Annotated in this window: 16 protein-coding genes; 12 read left to right on the top strand and 4 right to left on the bottom strand. The window is 54.0% G+C overall.

From position 1 onward, the window contains the following. The first annotated feature begins 4 nt into the window (after positions 1 to 4). From ACN080_RS00770 to ACN080_RS00800, 7 genes are read left to right on the top strand one after another with little or no spacing between them, the layout of a single operon-like run. A complete protein-coding gene (locus tag ACN080_RS00770) occupies positions 5 to 2,248 on the top strand; it encodes an N-acetylneuraminate synthase family protein (RefSeq protein ID WP_419112798.1) in 2,244 nt (747 codons plus the stop codon). Beyond that, positions 2,239 to 3,372, top strand: a complete 1,134-nt coding sequence (locus ACN080_RS00775; protein ID WP_419112799.1) for a glycosyltransferase family 4 protein — start codon at positions 2,239 to 2,241, stop codon at positions 3,370 to 3,372. The genes ACN080_RS00770 and ACN080_RS00775 overlap by 10 nt, the downstream gene beginning before the upstream one ends. Positions 3,373 to 3,374: 2 nt before the next feature. Further along, positions 3,375 to 4,625: an O-antigen ligase family protein gene (locus ACN080_RS00780; RefSeq protein WP_419112800.1), complete on the top strand. Its 1,251-nt coding sequence runs from the start codon at positions 3,375 to 3,377 to the stop codon at positions 4,623 to 4,625. Beyond that, positions 4,622 to 5,128, top strand: coding sequence for a glycosyltransferase family A protein (locus ACN080_RS00785; protein ID WP_419112801.1), 507 nt, complete (start codon positions 4,622 to 4,624; stop codon positions 5,126 to 5,128). Before ACN080_RS00780 ends, ACN080_RS00785 begins: the two co-directional genes overlap by 4 nt. Then, positions 5,125 to 6,168, top strand: a complete 1,044-nt coding sequence (locus ACN080_RS00790) for a glycosyltransferase family 4 protein (protein ID WP_419112802.1) — start codon at positions 5,125 to 5,127, stop codon at positions 6,166 to 6,168. The genes ACN080_RS00785 and ACN080_RS00790 overlap by 4 nt, the downstream gene beginning before the upstream one ends. A 7-nt stretch (positions 6,169 to 6,175) precedes the next feature. Then, positions 6,176 to 7,120, top strand: a complete 945-nt coding sequence (locus ACN080_RS00795; protein WP_419112803.1) for a glycosyltransferase family 2 protein — start codon at positions 6,176 to 6,178, stop codon at positions 7,118 to 7,120. A 21-nt stretch (positions 7,121 to 7,141) separates the two neighbouring features. After that, the gene (locus tag ACN080_RS00800; protein WP_419112804.1) at positions 7,142 to 8,263 is read left to right on the top strand and encodes a glycosyltransferase; all 1,122 of its coding nucleotides are present in this window, start codon (positions 7,142 to 7,144) and stop codon (positions 8,261 to 8,263) included. Positions 8,264 to 8,330: 67 nt separating this feature from the next. On the opposite strand, the gene ACN080_RS00805 is transcribed toward ACN080_RS00800, so the two are convergent. The 4 genes from ACN080_RS00805 to rfbA all read right to left on the bottom strand — a co-directional run bounded on the left by ACN080_RS00805 (position 8,331) and on the right by rfbA (position 12,005). Next, entirely contained in the window at positions 8,331 to 8,630 is a 300-nt protein-coding gene (locus ACN080_RS00805; protein ID WP_419104451.1) for a PqqD family protein, read from the bottom strand. Then, the gene (locus ACN080_RS00810; RefSeq protein ID WP_419112805.1) at positions 8,627 to 9,484 is read right to left on the bottom strand and encodes a nucleotidyltransferase family protein; all 858 of its coding nucleotides are present in this window, start codon (positions 9,482 to 9,484) and stop codon (positions 8,627 to 8,629) included. The genes ACN080_RS00805 and ACN080_RS00810 overlap by 4 nt, the downstream gene beginning before the upstream one ends. Before the next feature lie 94 nt (positions 9,485 to 9,578). Further along, positions 9,579 to 11,018: a polysaccharide biosynthesis tyrosine autokinase gene (locus ACN080_RS00815; RefSeq protein ID WP_419112806.1), complete on the bottom strand. Its 1,440-nt coding sequence runs from the start codon at positions 11,016 to 11,018 to the stop codon at positions 9,579 to 9,581. Positions 11,019 to 11,144: 126 nt separating this feature from the next. Then, the gene (gene rfbA / locus ACN080_RS00820; RefSeq protein ID WP_419111307.1) at positions 11,145 to 12,005 is read right to left on the bottom strand and encodes a glucose-1-phosphate thymidylyltransferase RfbA; all 861 of its coding nucleotides are present in this window, start codon (positions 12,003 to 12,005) and stop codon (positions 11,145 to 11,147) included. Between the two features lie 84 nt (positions 12,006 to 12,089). Here rfbA and rfbB point away from each other — a divergent pair, with 84 nt between their 5' ends. From rfbB to ACN080_RS00845, 5 genes are all read left to right on the top strand, one after another. Next, positions 12,090 to 13,088 (top strand): dTDP-glucose 4,6-dehydratase, encoded by a 999-nt coding sequence (gene rfbB / locus ACN080_RS00825; RefSeq protein WP_419112807.1) that lies wholly within the window; start codon positions 12,090 to 12,092, stop codon positions 13,086 to 13,088. Then, positions 13,088 to 14,506, top strand: coding sequence for a dTDP-4-dehydrorhamnose reductase (gene rfbD, locus ACN080_RS00830; RefSeq protein ID WP_419112808.1), 1,419 nt, complete (start codon positions 13,088 to 13,090; stop codon positions 14,504 to 14,506). Before rfbB ends, rfbD begins: the two co-directional genes overlap by 1 nt. Before the next feature lie 237 nt (positions 14,507 to 14,743). Next, positions 14,744 to 15,367, top strand: a complete 624-nt coding sequence (locus ACN080_RS00835) for a 50S ribosomal protein L25/general stress protein Ctc (protein ID WP_419099851.1) — start codon at positions 14,744 to 14,746, stop codon at positions 15,365 to 15,367. A gap of 88 nt (positions 15,368 to 15,455) precedes the next feature. Beyond that, positions 15,456 to 16,049, top strand: coding sequence for an aminoacyl-tRNA hydrolase (gene pth, locus ACN080_RS00840; protein ID WP_419112809.1), 594 nt, complete (start codon positions 15,456 to 15,458; stop codon positions 16,047 to 16,049). A gap of 115 nt (positions 16,050 to 16,164) precedes the next feature. After that, positions 16,165 to 17,472 carry a SufS family cysteine desulfurase gene (locus ACN080_RS00845; RefSeq protein ID WP_419112810.1) on the top strand — a complete coding sequence of 436 codons (1,308 nt, stop codon included), beginning with the start codon at positions 16,165 to 16,167 and terminating at the stop codon, positions 17,470 to 17,472. The last annotated feature ends 28 nt before the right edge of the window (positions 17,473 to 17,500 follow it).

Consider the following 17,500-nt stretch of genomic DNA (forward strand, 5'->3'; position numbering starts at 1 on the left):
CCCCATGATTATCGAACGTAACATCACCCCCTACATCGTTTTCTCAGAGGACCCGGTTCTAACCGCCCTCCACAAAATCTCCGCTAACGGCCAGCGCATCATTTTCCTGGTCAATGAATCCGGCGTTCTCAAAGGCTCGCTATCCGACGGCGACTTCCGGCGCTGGCTGATTGCCAACCCCACCGCCTCGCTGGAAACCAGCGCCCTTGACGTCGCTCACCTGGGCGTCAAGACCGCACCGGTTGGTTCTGAGCCCGCTGAACTTCAGAAGGAGTTTGCCAAGGGGATTAGCCACCTTCCCCTGGTCGATGAGCGCGGCCACCTGGTCGCTATCGCCATGGATGAGCAGAACGTCCTGCGTATTGGCCGCACCGAGATCTCCGAGGACTCACCAGCCTTCATCATTGCTGAAATCGGCAACAACCACCAGGGCGACGTTGACCTGGCTAAGCGCCTGGTAGACCTGGCTGTTGATACCGGTGCCGATGCTGTTAAATTCCAGCTTCGTGACATGGACGCTCTCTACCGCCAGAAGGGCTCCAAGTCAGCAGGCGAGGACCTGGGTGTTCAGTACACCCTCGATTTGCTCTCTCGTTTCTCCTTCACCGTAGATCAGATGTATGAGGTCTTTGACCATGTCAAACAGCACGACATGGACATCATGTGCACCCCCTGGGATGCCCCCTCCGTTCAGGCTCTGGTGGATTACGGTGTACAGGGCCTCAAGGTTGCCTCAGCTGACCTAACCAACCATGACCTGCTCCGTGACATGGCCTCACGGGGCCTGCCCATGCTTATCTCAACCGGCATGAGCCGCGAAGAAGAGATCCGTGAATCGGTCAAACTGCTCCGTTCACTCGGTGCCTCTTATGGGCTACTCCAATGCCAGTCCACCTACCCTGCGCCCTTCAAGGATGTCAACCTGGCCTATATGGACCGCCTGGCAGAAATCGGCCAGTGCTTGGTTGGCTACTCCGGCCACGAACGCGGCTATCATGTACCCATCGCTGCTGTTGCTCGCGGTGCCAAGATTATTGAGAAGCACTTCACCATTGACAAGACCCTTGAGGGCAACGACCATACCGTCTCCCTGCTACCCGAAGAGTTCAAGGCTATGGTCCAGCAGATTCGTGAGGTTGAGGAGTCCATCGGTACCGCCGCACCCCGCCAAGTATCCACTGGTGAGCTTATGAACCGTGTGAACCTGGCTAAGTCACTGGTGGCTACCCGCACTATCGCCAAGGGCGAGGTCGTCACCGAAGCCGACGTTGAGGTCAAGTCACCTGGCCGTGGACTGCAGCCCAACTACCTGCCCCAGCTCCTGGGACGCACCATGCAGCGCGAGGTTGAGGCCGGCTCCTTCTTCTTCGAGGGCGATCTCAAAGACGACCTGGTGACCCGCCGCGACTTCAAATTCGACCGCCCCTGGGGCCTACCCGTTCGCTACCACGACTACAAGCCGCTGATTTCAGAAGCCAAGCCTGATTTCCTTGAATTCCACTTCAGCTACAAGGACCTGGAAGTCAACATTGACGATGTCTTTGACCGCAAGTTAGACATGTCATTCACCACCCACCTGCCCGACCTCTTCGCCGGGGACTTCCTGGTAGACCTAGCCTCACGCGACCAGGAAATCTGGGAACGCTCCATCGCCGAGGTCCAGCGCACCATCGACATCACCCGCGACTTGACCCGCTACTTCACCCTAGATGATGACCCGGTCATGGTTGTCACCATGGGCGGTTTCACCAAGGACGGCCACATTGCCCCGGCTGCCCGTGCCGATAAATACGAGCGTATCGGCCAGGCCCTGGCTAAGCTGGACACCTCCGGCGTGCGAATTGCTGCTCAGACCCTGCCCCCTTACCCCTGGCTCATGGGTGGCCAGCAGTACCACAACCTCTTCCTTGACCCCAAGGACACCGCAGAGTTCTCCGATACCTTCAACACCGCCCTCTGCCTGGATATCTCCCACACCATGCTGGCGGCTAACTTCCTCAAGATGCCGCTGTCAGAAGCCGTGGACCTGCTGGCCCCCCGCTCTATCCACCTGCACCTGGTTGACGGTGTGGGCGTGGATGGCGAAGGCGTCCAGGTGGGCGAAGGCGACGTGGACTGGGCCGCGCTGGGCAAGCAGCTGCGCGAACTTACCCCCAACTCATCCTTTATCCCCGAAATCTGGCAGGGCCACGTCAACAACGGTGAGGGCTTCTTCACTGCCCTGGATAGGCTGGAAAAGTGGCTGTAAACAGCGACCTACCGGTGGCGCTTCACTGCGTTCCGGTCCCCGATTTTGGTGGTGTAGCCCGGCACATCAGCGACCTCGCTGAGGTCGGGCTACCCGGCTACCGCCTGGTGGTTCTCTGCCCGCCAGGGGAGCTTTCCGTTCGACTTAAAGAACTCGGGGCTGAAGTACGCGAAGCTGATTTTGGGCCAGCTGCAGGATTCTCAACTTCCCGGGCAACCCTCAACACCGTCATTGACGAACTCAAACCAGCAATCGTGCACAGCCACCTGGCTTATGCGGATGTGGTAGCCGCTGCGACCGTGAACCTACGCAAGGTCAACAAGATACTGCGCAGGGGCACCCATATACCTCGGGTTTTTACAACCGAACACGGTATTGCCGGGGACGATGCGGTCTACCACGGTACTTCTTGGCGCTCGCGGGTGATGGAGCAGGTGCACCGCGTGCGTTTGTGGGGGACAGATGGCTTGCTGGCTGTTTCTCAGTCCACCGCTGACCAGATGAAAGGTAAGTGGGGTGCTCGTGGGGTTGCGGTGGTTTATAACGGCCTTGATACAGCTCGGGTCGCCTCAGCCGTTGAAAGCTGCCGTGTTCAGCCTGCCCCCGGTGCTTTGCGTGTGCTATCGCTTTCTCGGCTAGCTCCTGAGAAGGGGTTGGACGTACTGGTGGAGGCTTTTGCCGCTGTTCGTCAGGAAATTCCGGGGGCTACCTTGGAGATTGCCGGTAGCGGCGAACTGAAAGAAGATCTACAGAGACAGGTTGCAGAACTTGGGCTTTTGGAATCCGTGAGTTTTCCCGGCTTTGTTGACCCCATCGAAGCTATGGGCCGCTCAGACCTGCTGGTTCAGCTCTCGGTCTGGGAGAATTGTTCTTATACCCTGCTCGATGCCAAAGCAGCCGGGCTAGCTCTTGTAGCAACAGCGGTTGGGGGCAACCCCGAGATCTTGGACGGCAAGGAGCTTGTGCCCTCGCTCAACCAGATGAACCGCCAGACGGCCGCAAGCACGGTTGCCCGGTGTCTGCTAGAGCAGGCTGCGACCGCGCATACTCCACAGACATTTAGCTGGGCTAACAGAGAAGAGATGGCATATCAGCTTGTAGCACAATATCAGAGGGGCAGATAGGTATGGCTGTTGTTGGTGTGACCGACGAGGGTAAATTGACTTTGGGGCAGAAGACCCTGAGCGAGCATGGAAAGCATTTGTTAAAGCGAACAGAAACTCAGGTTTCACAGGTTCGTATAGTAGATTTCCTACTTTTTGCCGCCTTGATTTATGGTGAGCCTCTTCCTGGCTTGGGCTTGCCTTTCAACCAGCTCATGGTCTTCATTATTGTCGGTTATGCCCTCACGCGAAAGTCAATTTTTTCTTTGGGCAGGTACTCAACTTTTTTTGTTGTACTGGGGATAATCCTGGCTTATATCGCCATCGTATCTGCCGTGAGTGACCCCAGCCTTTATGCCGCTGACGCTACGCGACGATTTATTCGTCTTGTGGCCACAACCGGGCTTATTTATGTGATTGCGGTGGGCAGAATACATCTTCGCTCCGCTATTCTTGGCTATTGCACAGCACTTTTTACCAACGCTGGCTTGTTCTTTGCTGGTCTTGCACCGGACACCTACGGGGGCTACCTCACCGGGTATCTTGGGGATAAAAATTATGCTGGTTTGGTTCATGCCCTTTTTGCTCTTTTGATTATGACCGTCTATTCAAAGCGCTGGCAGCAGATTTTGGGGCTGGCGGTTTCCTGTCTTCTGTTGTGGGAGACAGGCTCAAGAACCTCTCTGGCGGCCTTGCTTTTTGCCTATCTCTGGATTCTCATTGCGCCGCGTTTTCACCCAATGATTAAGGTTTTGCTTCTGGGGGTTTTTTACTTCCTTCTGAACTTGGTGACCGAGGATTATGCTGATGCAAAGGTCTTTGGTGACCGATCTGGTAGTGACTCCCTACGCGCCCGTATTGACGAGATGTCATGGACTAAGGTTCAAGAAACCGGCTTCTTTGGACAGGGGCTGGGGGAGGCATATGTCTATGATTCTTCTGCAGATAGAACCTGGTTTTTCCACAATTCCTATTGGGCTGCTTTTGTCGAGGGTGGCTGGATTTGGGCTGTTGTCTTGGTTGCTCTTACCCTGTTTGTTGCTGTGCGCCCCCTGAGCAAGCAGAGAAGGGATGAACCCCTCTATAGAGTGCTTGCCCAGGGGGTGGGTGTTGCCTTGCTGATTTGTGCTTTCCGGTTGGGCGAAGTCTTTTATACGTTGCCTTGGGCTATCTGCATGGGCTATGTGCTGCGTGCAGCGGTTACCTCATTACCTGCGAACTCCAAGGTTAAATTATTTGGCTACGATAAGGAAATCAGGAGTTTGAGGAAATGACCCAACCATATGGCGCCTCAATTATAGTTTGCGTGAAAAATGGTGGTTCCAGTCTGGAGAATCAGCTCGAAGCGGTGGCTAACCAAAAAATATCTCCAGGGGTGACCTATGAGGTTATAGTCGTCGATAATGGTTCGACTGATGAAACTTCGCATACCATAAAATTATGGAGCCAAAAATATACCTCAAAGTTTAGGATAAAGACTTTTAGTCAGCCCGACCTGCAGGGGATTCCAACGGCTAGGAATTTTGTTGCCTCACAGTCAGAGGGAGAAACTATTCTCTTCTGCGATGCAGATGATAAGGTATCTCAGGACTGGGCTCAAGCTTTTGTTGAAGCTACGGCAGGACGTGAGATTTTAGCTGGAGGACTCATTGAAGCCTATGACTCCAAAGAGGTACTGCACTCTGACTTCTTTCCGAAAGGTTTAATGCAGACGGCATACCTACCACATGTGGGTAACTGTAACTGCGCTATTAGCCGGGGCAGGAGAGTAAGTTGAAGATTGTTATTGCTTCAAACCACGGGGCCATAGGCGGAGGTGAAGTTATGCTTCTGAACGTGGCCCGAGCTCTGCGTTCATTAAGGCATGAGGTCACGATTTTGAGTCCGACTGAGCCGGGGGAACTTCTAGACCTTGCAAAGGATGAAGGGTTTTCAACAATTTCCCTAGAAGCAAGGGACAGAAAATCTTATATGGCACAGCTTCGTGTTTGGCGGGCACACCATAGGGATGCTTTTCTGTGGTGTAACGGTCTTGTGCCGGCTCTGGCTACGGCTGGGGATCAAAACCGGCTAGTACACTTACATCAGTTACCTACCGGCATCCAAAAATTTGCTTATGGAGTAGCTAAAAAAGGTGCTCGTCTCGTGTTGGTGCCCAGCTATTATGTCGCAGAGCGTGTGCCCCGTTCTGTAGCGTTCGAAAACTGGGTGGCGGAGGTATCAGATTCCCCCAAAGTTCAGCCACAAGAACCCCATGTTCGTATCGGTTTTTTAGGGCGTCCTGCTCTCATTAAAGGGACCCATACTTTAGCTCATGCGCTTAAACTGCTCAATGATTCTGGTGATAGACGGTATGAGTTACTTATTGGGGGTGAGGCAAAATTTATTGATGCCTCTAGCCAAGAGAAGGTGAACCTGGCTTTAGATCACTTGGGGGATAAGTGCCGTCTGTTGGGTTGGGTTGATCCCGGTGAGCTCTTTTCTCAGAGCGATATTCTGGTTGTTCCCTCAGAAGTGGATGAGTCATTCGGGCTGGTTGCAGCTGAAGCTATGAGCGCCCGAATGCCCCTTATCGTTTCAGATGCAGGTGCCTTACCTGAGGTTGTGGGACGTGACTACCCCTGGATTTTCCGGCAGGGCGATAGTTTACAGCTGGCGGAGATGATCCTTGCCTTAGATGAGATGGCGAGTGAAGATTTCTCAGCTTCTCAAGATCTCCTAAACAGGAGTTACTGGCGGTGGTTTGAGAACTATTCTCCCGAATCTGGTAAGGCAAGAGTTGCCGAAATTATTAAACGAATAGAAAATACAGACTGAAATTATTATGACAACTTATCAAGCCGCCGTTATTATCCCAAGCCGCAGGGGAGCGCCCAAGTTGCACTACCCCTTGGATGCCTTAGAAGGTCAAACCGAAAAGAACTTTCAGGTTATTGTCGTCCTTGATGGCGATATCGACAATTCAGCCGCTGTTGTCCAGAGCTATATTGACCGTGGACGACTTAACCTCAGCATGATTGTTTTTGACCAGAACCAGGGGAGGGTCGCTGCCCTGAATGCAGGCTACCGGGCCGCCGACGCCGCTATTTTGATACGCTGCGATGACGACATCGAAATGAACGAGGAATACATTTCTCGACACATTGCATACCATCAGGAACAGCCTCGGCGTGCTGTGATGGGTCTTGTGCACAACATCTTCCCCGCTACCCCTCACGCTAAGTTTTATGGACATTACCGCGATCAAAGGTTCAGGGACGATGCCTATTCATCGGACCCCGCAGGCTGGTGGCACTACTGGGCTGCCAACTGCTCAATGCCCTCCGAGCTTTACCACACGGTAGGTGGCTATGACCCGCGATATCGTCTCTACGGCTGGGAAGACGTTGATATGGGCAAGATGCTCGCCGATGCTGGGGCAAAGTTTGTTCTTGCCCGTGACCTTGAAGTAAGGCACTATATTGCGGCAACAACAACTGCAGGAAAAGCTCGCAGAGCGCTCTTTTCCGGTTCTGCTCGAAATATATTTCTTGAAAAACACGGTCAGGATGCGCTGAAACCAATAAAACCCTCAGGGGTTTGGGGGTTTGCAGTGAGGTTTATGGCCCAGTTTATGACAGAAAGAAGCGTAAACTATCTGGGAAATCTAGTTGACTGGCTGGCCCCGCGGGTGCCTGCCCAAATAGCTGAAAAGATTATTGCTCTCGTCGTTGAATCCTCCAGCTATGCTGGTACAAGATACCCCCACCGTGCACAAAAAAATTTCTAGCTGAAAGAAGAACCCACCCCCATGCGTTCTCGTTCTACTTCTGCGGCAGAGGCAAGCTACCCGGTCGCAATAGCTCACGACTATCTCACCCAGCGTGGCGGTGCCGAGCGGGTAGTTCTTGCCCTGCACAAGGCCTTCCCTGACGCTCCCATTTACACCACTCTCTATGACCCAGAGAAGACTTACCCTGAGTTCAAGAACTGCACCGTTATCACTTCTCCCCTTAACAAGGTGGGTCTCTTCCGTAAAGACCACCGCCTAGCGCTACCGCTACTTCCCTTCTTCTCGAGCAGACTCAAAGTTGATGCTGAGAGAGTGATCGTATCGTCAACCGGGTGGGCCCACGGGTTCAACCTTCCCGCACAGAGCTTGATCTATTGCCACTCTCCTGCCCGCTGGATTTACCTCACGGATCAATATATGGGCAGCAGCATGAATAAGGCCATTGAGTTAGGTTTTAAAGCCTTGCGCCCCTTCTTGCGTCGGTGGGATCAGCGCGCTGCTGGCAGGCATGATCACTATATAGCCAACTCCAGCATCATCCAGCAAAGAATTTTTGATGTCTACGGCAAACAAGCTAGGGTAATTTTCCCTCCACATTCTATGGATTCAAACGGTCCTCTGAGTCCCATCCCGGGTCTTGAAGACTTCATGGCAGATGGCTACTATCTGCTTGTTTCCCGTCTGCTACCTTACAAAAATATCCAGCATGCCGTCGAGGCTTTTGCTGGGCTCGACCAGAAACTCTTGGTCATCGGTTCCGGACCTATGGCGGATGAGCTTAAAGCGATGAGCACCCCCAACATAGCTTTCGCATCTGAACTTAGCGATGAACAGATGCAGTACGCCTACGCTCATGCGCGAGCTCTGCTAGCGGTCTCTCACGAAGATTTCGGGATCACCCCGCTTGAGGGTGGAGCCTTCGGTAAGCCTACCATTGCCCTGAAAGCAGGTGGCTTCCTCGACACTATCCGTGAGGGAATCACCGGTACCTTCATCGACCTGCCAACAGCCCCTGAGATCCGTCGGGCTGTTGAAGACTTTTGTTCCGATGACTACTCAGCCCAGAGAATCCAGGAGCATATCTCCCAGTTCAGTGAGGAGCGGTTTATCCAGCAAATCAGGGAACAAGTCAAGCAATAGCGCGCCAGGTCTTAAAAGGAGAGGGCGGGTAACAGCTAGCTGTTCCCCGCCCTCATCAGTTTTAGGTTTAGTCCGTGAGCTCTAGAAGGTTTTGCCGGACTAACGAGTCCAGAAAATTGAGGACGCTATCTGCCACGGTTTCACGGGGCACACCGTAGATATCTTGCATATCAGCGATAATCTCTTCGGAACTACGGGGAGAGTCCAGAATCTCCCATATCAAGGCGCTGGGCCCGCGAAGAACAGAAATCTCCGAGGTCAGCAGATTCGCTACATAGGTTTCATCATCTGCGCTTTGCCCACTCTCGAACCCCATGATGAAGCCGATATGGTTCGCGCGGCTGTATCGCATCGTTTGTTCCTTCATGACTTCTTCTTCCAGAAGATAAACCGGGAGAAGAACTTCTGACGGATTTCTTCTTTGGTGGGTGGGTGCCCTAGCTCCATGGCGAGATGATCTTTATTAACCATCACGATACTGAACACCACCCTCGTCTTTGCCCTGAACCCTTTGGCATGCATGAACCGGGCCTTCCACCGGATATAGGTTGAGGTCTTTTCCGATACTGACTTCCAGAGCAGATAGTCAGGGTGATCCCTGAAACTGTCCAGCTCCTGCAGAGCAGCCGCGAAAGCAAGTTCAGCATCCAGCGCCGGTAGACGATCTCTCATGTCCTGCCACTGACCGGGGGAGAGGGTCTTACGAAGATACTCAATATCGGCCTTGTACTCATTTTCGGAACGCGCCCCGTGTACTACAACAAAAATACGGGAGTCGGTCAGAGAAGGCAGGTAGCAGGGATAATGAGCTATCTCCCGCGTTCGCCGTTGTTGCCAGAGAGTTTCAAAGGCTGAGCCTTGAGCATCACCGATTCCAGGGAAGTACCGGTGGATGTCAACAAGCCCCCATGACCCGTGGTAGAGGGTCATAGCATGTTCAAAGATTGACCCTGTCTCAAACCGAGCAATGATTTCCCAGCCATCACTCTGGGTAGCTTCTATGAGCTTCTGTAGGTGCTCAGGCCGGACCAGCAAATCAACATCTGTGCTCACCCTACCCTGGCGGTAGACCTCCTGCGCAAAGGCATAACCCTTCACATGCAGAATATCGATGCCGTGCCGGTTAGCTAAATGCTGAAAATAAGCATGAGAAAGGCTGATACGCAATGCAAGGGGAACATCAGAGACAGCTGATGTTTGGGCACTTTGTTCTTTTGACATAGACCTTACTTCGATAATCCCTGGATTATAGAGTTTATGCCAGTCGCTACATAAACGACTGGCATAAAACTCACCTTACAGCACTATTTGAGTTCTAAGACTCCTGGGGTGCGGACTCAACTGACTTAGCTGAGCTTTTCTTCCCCTTCTTGGATTTTTTCGACTTGGTGGTGTCCTGGCCGTAGTAGCTGGTGTAACCCTTATTGGAGCTGTAGGCGAAGCCATAGTAGGAGTTACCCAGACCCGTGCGGGGAGCCTTATTGATGACGACCCCCAGGATTTTAGCGCTGACCTTACGCAGGTTGGCAGTAGCTTCTGCCAGGTTTTCCTTGCGGGTCTTGCCCACGGTACCGACCAGCACAACACCGTCCACAGCAGTTGAGAGAAGGACCGCGTCGGTAACAGGAAGGACCGGGGGGACGTCAATGATGACAACGAACTCGCCGGCTAGCTCAGCGATGAGCTGACGCATTTTCTCGGACCCTAGGAGCTCTGAGGGGTTGGGGGGGATGCGGCCGGCTGGAAGAATGAAGAGCTGAGAGTCCTCAAACTGGCGAACGGCATCGGCAAGTTCGACCTGGCCAGCTAGCACCTGGGTCAGACCCACCTTAGAGTCAATTTTGAACTTCTTGGCAATAGTAGGGCGGCGAAGATCAGCGTCGATAATAATAACCGGTTCACCAGCATCGGACAGGGCCCGGGCCAGGGAAGTCGATACGGTTGATTTACCTTCACCGGGCTCGGCAGAGGTCACAATCAGCGAATGAGGGGGGTTATCGATATTAACAAAGCGCAGATTGGTGCGCATCTGGCGGATAGCTTCTTGTGAAACATGATCCTTACCTGCCTTGAGGATGTTCTCCTCATCAAGCTCGTCTGACACAGGCAGTACTCCCAAGATCCCAGCTTCGGTTGCTTGAGTGGCATCGTTGCGAGTGCGGAGCTTGGTATCAAGGGTTCGGCGCAAAAGGATAGTTACTAGAACTAGCCCCAGGCCAGCGGCAGCGCCGGTTAGAACCAGTTTCTGGGTATCCGGGCTTACCGGACGCTGGTTAAGGCTGGCATCCTCAAGCGGGATAACCTTTACGCTGCTTGAGCCTTCCATGTCGTTAACAACTTTGGCTACAGCTTCCAGCGAAGAGTTGGCTAGAGCCTGGGCCGTCTCGGGGCTTGACCCTGTGGCTGAGACCTTGATGAGTGCGGAGTTGGAATCAACGCTTGCGGAAAGATTGCCTTGGACCTGTCCCCGGCTCAGGTTCAGGTTGGGGTTGGCGGCGACGATCTCCTCAGCAACAGCACCGCTATTAACCAGGGCTAGGTAGGCGTTGGCTTTCTCCTTGGCCGCTGTGGATCCGGCTATGACATCCCCAATACCGCTGCCGTCCCCAACGGTTACATAGCCAGTTGACGACGAGGAGTAAACCTTGGGCTGTAGGAGGGAGTAGCCAAAGCCCAGCAAAGCCCCGATCAGGGCTCCTACTATGAGAAATTTTAGATTGGCGCGTAACATTCGCACGAAGTCAAGTATGGTCATCAGTAACCTAAATGTGAGTTTAAAGCAGTTGAAAAAGAATAAAGTTTGTTTTGATTCTAACAGCAGCTGTTTGGCAGTCCTAGGAGTCAGAACTCATCCCAAGACACCAGCAATGTTAAATATCTCTTATTTGAGAAGGCCCAGCAGGTACTTGCCGTAACCGCTTTTAGCGAGAGGTCGTGCAAGTTCAGCAAGCCGGTCGTCATCAATCCAACCCATGCGCCACCCAATTTCTTCGGGGGCGCCGATGGAAAGACCCTGGCGGGCCTGAACCGTGCGGACGAAATTTGTTGCATCGGCAAGAGAGCCGAAGGTCCCGGTATCGAGCCAAGCTGTTCCGCGCGGAAGAACTTCAACCTGCAATTTGCCTTGCTCTAGATAGATCCTATTGAGGTCGGTAATCTCTAGTTCGCCACGGGGGGAGGGCTTAATGGCCTTGGCGTATTCAATAACCTTGTTATCGTAAAAGTAGAGGCCAGGGATTGCGTAATCACTTTTAGGAATTTCTGGCTTTTCTTCAATAGAAATAGCTCTGAAATTATCGTCAAATTCAACAACACCGTAGGCAGTGGGGTCCGAAACACGGTAACCAAAAACAGCGGCACCATCCACATCATTGTATTTGCGGAGCTGATTGCCCAAACCGGGGCCGTAGAAAATGTTGTCACCGAGCACAAGGGCTGCGGTGTCATTTCCGATATGGCTTTCACCCAGAATAAAGGCCTGAGCAAGTCCATCAGGAGAGGGCTGAACCTGGTAGCTGAAATTGACGCCGAACTGCGAACCATCACCGAGAAGCCGCTTGAACTGCTCCTGATCTTGGGGTGTTGTGATAATCAGGATGTCTTGGATTCCGGCCAACATAAGGGTCGAAATGGGGTAGTAAATCATCGGCTTGTCATAAACAGGCGTGAGCTGTTTGCTGATGCCGAGCGTAATGGGGTGGAGGCGCGAACCGGTACCCCCTGCGAGTAAAATTCCCTTCATAGTTTCCATTGTGGCATGAACACCACATCTCGTGGGGCTAACATAGCCTCTACTTTGAGGTGATTTACCACTATTGTTAGCTTCATGGGAAAAATTCTTGTTACCGGCGGTGCCGGCTTTATCGGCTCAAACTTTGTTCACTATCTTCTTGAAAAAACTAATCATAGTGTTCTTGTCCTCGATAAAATGACTTATGCCGCCAATGAAATGTCACTGGCTGGCTTGCCTGCTGACCGGTGTGAAGTGGTTAAAGGCGATATCGCAGATATGGACGTCGTCAACCCTCTGGTGAGAGAGGCTGATGCAGTCGTCCATTATGCTGCAGAGTCACACAACGATAATTCCTTGAACGACCCCAGTCCTTTTGTTCACACCAACCTGGTTGGTACTTTTACGCTTCTGGAAGCAGTCCGTCAGCATAAGACCCGCTACCACCACATCTCAACCGATGAGGTTTTTGGTGATCTTGAGCTTGATGACCCCGCTAAGTTCACTGAGACTACCCCCTATAATCCCTCCTCACCTTACTCTTCAACAAAGGCCGGTTCTGACCTGCTGGTGCGTGCCTGGGTACGTTCTTTCGGTATTGAAGCAACTATCTCTAACTGCTCCAATAACTACGGCCCCTACCAGCACATCGAGAAGTTTATTCCTCGCCAGATCACCAATATCCTGGCAGGTATCCAGCCTAAACTCTACGGCCAAGGCCTGAACGTCCGCGACTGGATTCACGCATCAGATCACTCCAGCGCTGTTCATACAATTCTGGAAAAGGGCGCTATCGGTGAGACCTACCTCATCGGTGCAAACGGTGAAGAGAACAACATCACGGTGCTTCGTACTATCCTGCGCCTGATGGGTCAGCCTGAGGACGCTTTTGAGCACGTTGTTGACCGCCCCGGTCACGACCTGCGCTACGCCATTGACGGCACCCGCCTGCGCGAAGAACTTGGTTGGGAGCCGCAATTCACCAACTTTGAGGCTGGTCTTGCTGACACCATCGCCTGGTACACCGATAACCGAGCCTGGTGGGAGCCCCTCAAAGCTGAGGTTGAGGCTAAATACGCAAAGGCTGGCCAGTAATGCCCAAAGACCTTGCTGTTTACACCACCGAGATTCCCGGCCTGCTGGTCATTGATATTCCGCAACACGGTGATAACCGTGGTTGGTTCAAGGAGAACTGGCAGCGGGAGAAAATGTTGGCCGCCGGTCTGCCCGATTTCGGACCCGTCCAGAACAACATTTCCTTTAACGCCTCAGTAGGTACCACTCGCGGTATTCACGCTGAGCCTTGGGATAAGTACGTCTCTGTGGCAACCGGCCGCATCTTTGGTGCCTGGGTAGACCTGCGCGCCGGAGAATCGTTCGGTAAAACCGTGACCGTAGAACTCGGTCCCGACACTGCGGTGTTCGTGCCGCGCGGTGTGGGTAACTCCTTCCAGACCTTAGAGGATAACACTGCCTACACTTACCTGGTCAACGATCACTGGTCGGCTAATGCCCAGTCCGAGTACTCCTTCTTGAACCTGGCCGATGAGACCGTAGCTATCGACTGGCCCATTGCTCTTAAAGATGCTGAGCTATCGGAGAAGGACAAGAGCCACCCCCGCCTGGCTCAGGTAGAACCCCTTGCCCCCGCTCCCTTCCTGGTGGTTGGTGCCAAGGGCCAGTTGGGCCGTGAACTGGTCAAACAGCTTGAGGCAAGCGGTACTCCCTACCTGGCCGCCGGCCGTGATGAGCTTGACCTGGCCGACCCCGATTCGTGGGTGCAGGCCTATCGTTGGCGCTCCTTACGAGGCATCATCAACGCGGCAGCTTACACCGCTGTGGACCAGGCAGAGACCGCCCAGGGTCGGGCCGATGCCTGGGCTGCTAACGCCACCGGCGTCGCCGCTCTTGCCCGTGTCGCCGATCAGGCCGGGGTTCCGCTGGTACACGTATCCACCGACTATGTTTTTGACGGTAGCCTGCCACTGGGGCAGGAATACGCAGTGGATGCACCGCTGGCTCCGCTGGGTGTCTATGGTCAGTCCAAGGCCGCCGGTGAAATGGCGGCCCGCTCTGTAGCCCGCCACTATATTGTTCGAACTTCCTGGGTCATGGGCGATGGTAAGAACTTCATCGAAATCATGAAGTCACTGGCTGAGCGTGGCATCGACCCCACGGTGGTTGCCGACCAGCACGGGCGTCCGACCTTCACCCGCGATTTGGCCGGTGCCATTGTGCACCTGCTCGAAAATCAGTGTGACTACGGCACCTATCATGTCTCGAACACCGGTGATGTAGTTACCTGGGCAGAGATCGCTCAAGCTGTTTTTGAAGCGGGCGGGCACTCGGCTGACCGGGTACGCCCTGTCAGCACGGCAGACTACTTCGCCAAGGCTGAGGTATTCGCGCCCCGCCCCACCAACTCCGCAATGGACCTGTCAAAAATTATCGAAGCGGGCTTCACCCCCCGTAATCACGGGGAAGCCCTTGCAGAATACATGGCAGAGCACTAAAACAGGGCAAAGCGCTGTGGTGACCTATAAAGACCACAGCGCTTTTCTTGTCTTTGCCGCCGAAATCGGTCATACTTGAAAAGTTGCACTGAATAGTGCGACAGGCCAAGGCAGTGGAATACCGTCTTATAGACGGTAGGTCCGAACCTGACGGTGGCTGGTTAGAAAGTGATTTCTGGCGCCAGTTCACTACACCACTTGGCGCATCACTCCTAACCATAGAAAGGATGGCTGACCATGTCAGATACCATCAAGATTTCCGCAACACCCCGCAACGACTTCGGCAAGGGCTACGCTCGTCGCATCCGCATGGCAGGCGACATCCCCGCAGTAATTTACGGCCACGGCGAAGAGCCCAAGCACGTTATCATGCCCGGCCACGCAACCACCCTGGCTGCTCGCGTTGACAACGCTATCCTCGAACTCGACATCGAAGGTGAATCACACCTCGTCATGATCAAGGACATCCAGCGTCACCCCATCCGCCCCGAACTCCAGCACCTTGACCTGCAGACCGTTAAGAGTGGCGAGCTGGTTCAGATTGAAGTTTCCATCCATGTTGAGGGCGAGCCTGTAGTTGGCGCTGTCGCAAACCAGACAGAAACCTTCCTGCTGGTTGAAGCAGATGCCCTCAAGCTCCCCGAGAGCCTGGTTGTTAACATCGAAGGTCGCGAAATCGGTCAGCACGTTCATGCATCTGATATTGAACTGCCCGCCGGCGTTACCCTGGTAGCAGATCCCGAGCTTCTAATCGTTAACGTTTCTGAGCCCGAGGAACTTGACGTTCCCGAGACCGGCGAAGAAGGCGAAAACGCTCCTGAGGGTGCCGAAGCTGATGCCCTGGTAGATGAAGCTGAATAAGTTTAGAGGTTTCTAACCTCAGGGGTCTGCGTCGTAGTATTTACGGCGCAGACCCTCTTTGTATCATCAGCTCAGAAAGGTGAGTTACATGGCAGAGGCTTGGCTCGTGATCGGTCTGGGGAACCCCGGTACTGAGTATGCTGCAACCCGTCACAACATAGGTCAGATGGTCCTAGACCAATTAGCGCGTGAGGTTGGCGGTAGCTTTAAGAAGCACTCAAAAGCTCGTGCCCAAGTGCTAGAAGGACGTCTGGGCATGGGAGGCCCCCGCCTGATCCTGGCAAAGCCTCTAACCTATATGAATCTTTCGGGTGGCCCCGCGGCAGAACTCTCGAGATTTTACGGTATTGAGCCTGAGCGGATTATCGCAGTACACGATGAACTGGATATCCCCTTCGGCACTATCAAACTGAAAATCGGTGGGGGAGAAGGCGGGCATAATGGGCTCCGCGACATGACAAAGGCACTGGGAACCAAAGATTACTATCGGGTGCGTACCGGGATTGGCCGACCTCCGGGTCGTATACAGACCGCAGATTTCGTTCTCAGGCCCTTCTCACAACTTGAGAAGAAAGAGCTCCCCCTTCTGGTGTCTGATTCGGCGCAGGCCCTTGAACTGCTGATCACTGATGGGCTTCTTGCGGCCCAGCAAAAATTTCACGTCAAGAGGGACCAGGCCTAGATGCTGTGAACTTGGAATAGGCCAGCCCCACCTAACTACCTTTCTTCCTTTTTTGGGAATAGGCTATAAAAGCATGCCGTTATACAGGCAGGATTCGAAAGAAGGGCAGATATCGGTGGCTAGCCAGTACCGCACCCCGGCCGGGGTGGAACTCACAGATGATCTTGTGGCCGAAGTGCGTAAGGATTTCCCGATTCTTGACCGCACGGTCAACGACCAACCGCTGATTTACCTCGACACGGGTGCAACGAGCCAGAATCCTCTTCAGGTCCTTGATGCTGAGCGCAACTACTATCTGGGCGCTAACTCTGCGGTTCACCGCGGTGCCCACACCCTAGCAGTTGATGCAACCGATGCCTTTGAGGACGCCCGGCGCACGGTAGCTGGATTCCTTGGAGCTGCGGAGAACGAGCTGGTATGGACCTCAAACGCCACCGAGGCCCTGAATCTCCTGGCTTACTCCCTGGGCAACGCATCTGACGGTATTGGGGCAGAAGCCGCCCGAGCTTTTGCGCTCAAGCCCGGTGATGAAATCATCACTACGGAGCAGGAACACCACGCCAACATTATTCCCTGGCAGATTCTTGCGGCCCGCACCGGGGCAACCCTCCGTTATGTCCCGGTGACGGCAGATGGGCTGATTGACTACCAGGCGGCGGAGAATATCGTCACAGAGCGTACCCGCGTCCTAGCTTTCACCCATGTTTCTAACGTTGCTGGCTCCATGACCGATGTGGCGTTCATGGTCCAGCTGGCAGAGCGGGTGGGGGCGCTAACCGTTCTCGATGCCTGCCAGTCTGCACCCCACATGCAGGTCGATGTCAAAGCGCTCGGCGTTGATTTTGCGGTGTTTTCTGCGCACAAAATGCTGGCACCTACCGGCATCGGTGCCCTGTACGGCCGACATGAACTTTTAGAGGCTCTGCCACCATTCCTCACCGGCGGGTCCATGATCACCAAGGTCACCATGACCGAAGCTGAATGGATGCCTGCTCCCATCAAGTTTGAGGCCGGTACCCAGCGGGTCTCCCAGGCTGTTGCCTGGGCCGAGGCCGTGCGCTACCTGCAACACCTAGGTATGGACCGCGTCCACGCCTGGGAAGCTCACCTGGGGCAGCTCCTAGCTGAGGGTGTGAGCCAGATTCCCGGTGTGCGGTTGTTGGGTCCCTCAGTGGGGCAGCCGCGTGCTGGGCTTGTCTCCGTGCATGTCGATGGGGTACACCCGCACGATGTGGGTCAGCTGCTGGACCAGCAGGGCATTGCGGTTCGTGTGGGTCACCATTGCGCCCAGCCCCTCCACCGCGCCCTAGGCATCACCGCCTCAACGCGAGCATCAGCCTACATCTACACGAGCACCCAGGACGTTGAGCGTTTCATTGAAGAGCTAGCAAAGGTACGCCCCTACTTCGGGTATACCGACTAAGACCTGCTGTAGTCCCTTACCCTCTCCG

It is taken from the genome of Rothia sp. CCM 9416 (assembly GCF_048513535.1).
Classification (GTDB): Bacteria; Actinomycetota; Actinomycetes; order Actinomycetales; family Micrococcaceae; genus Rothia.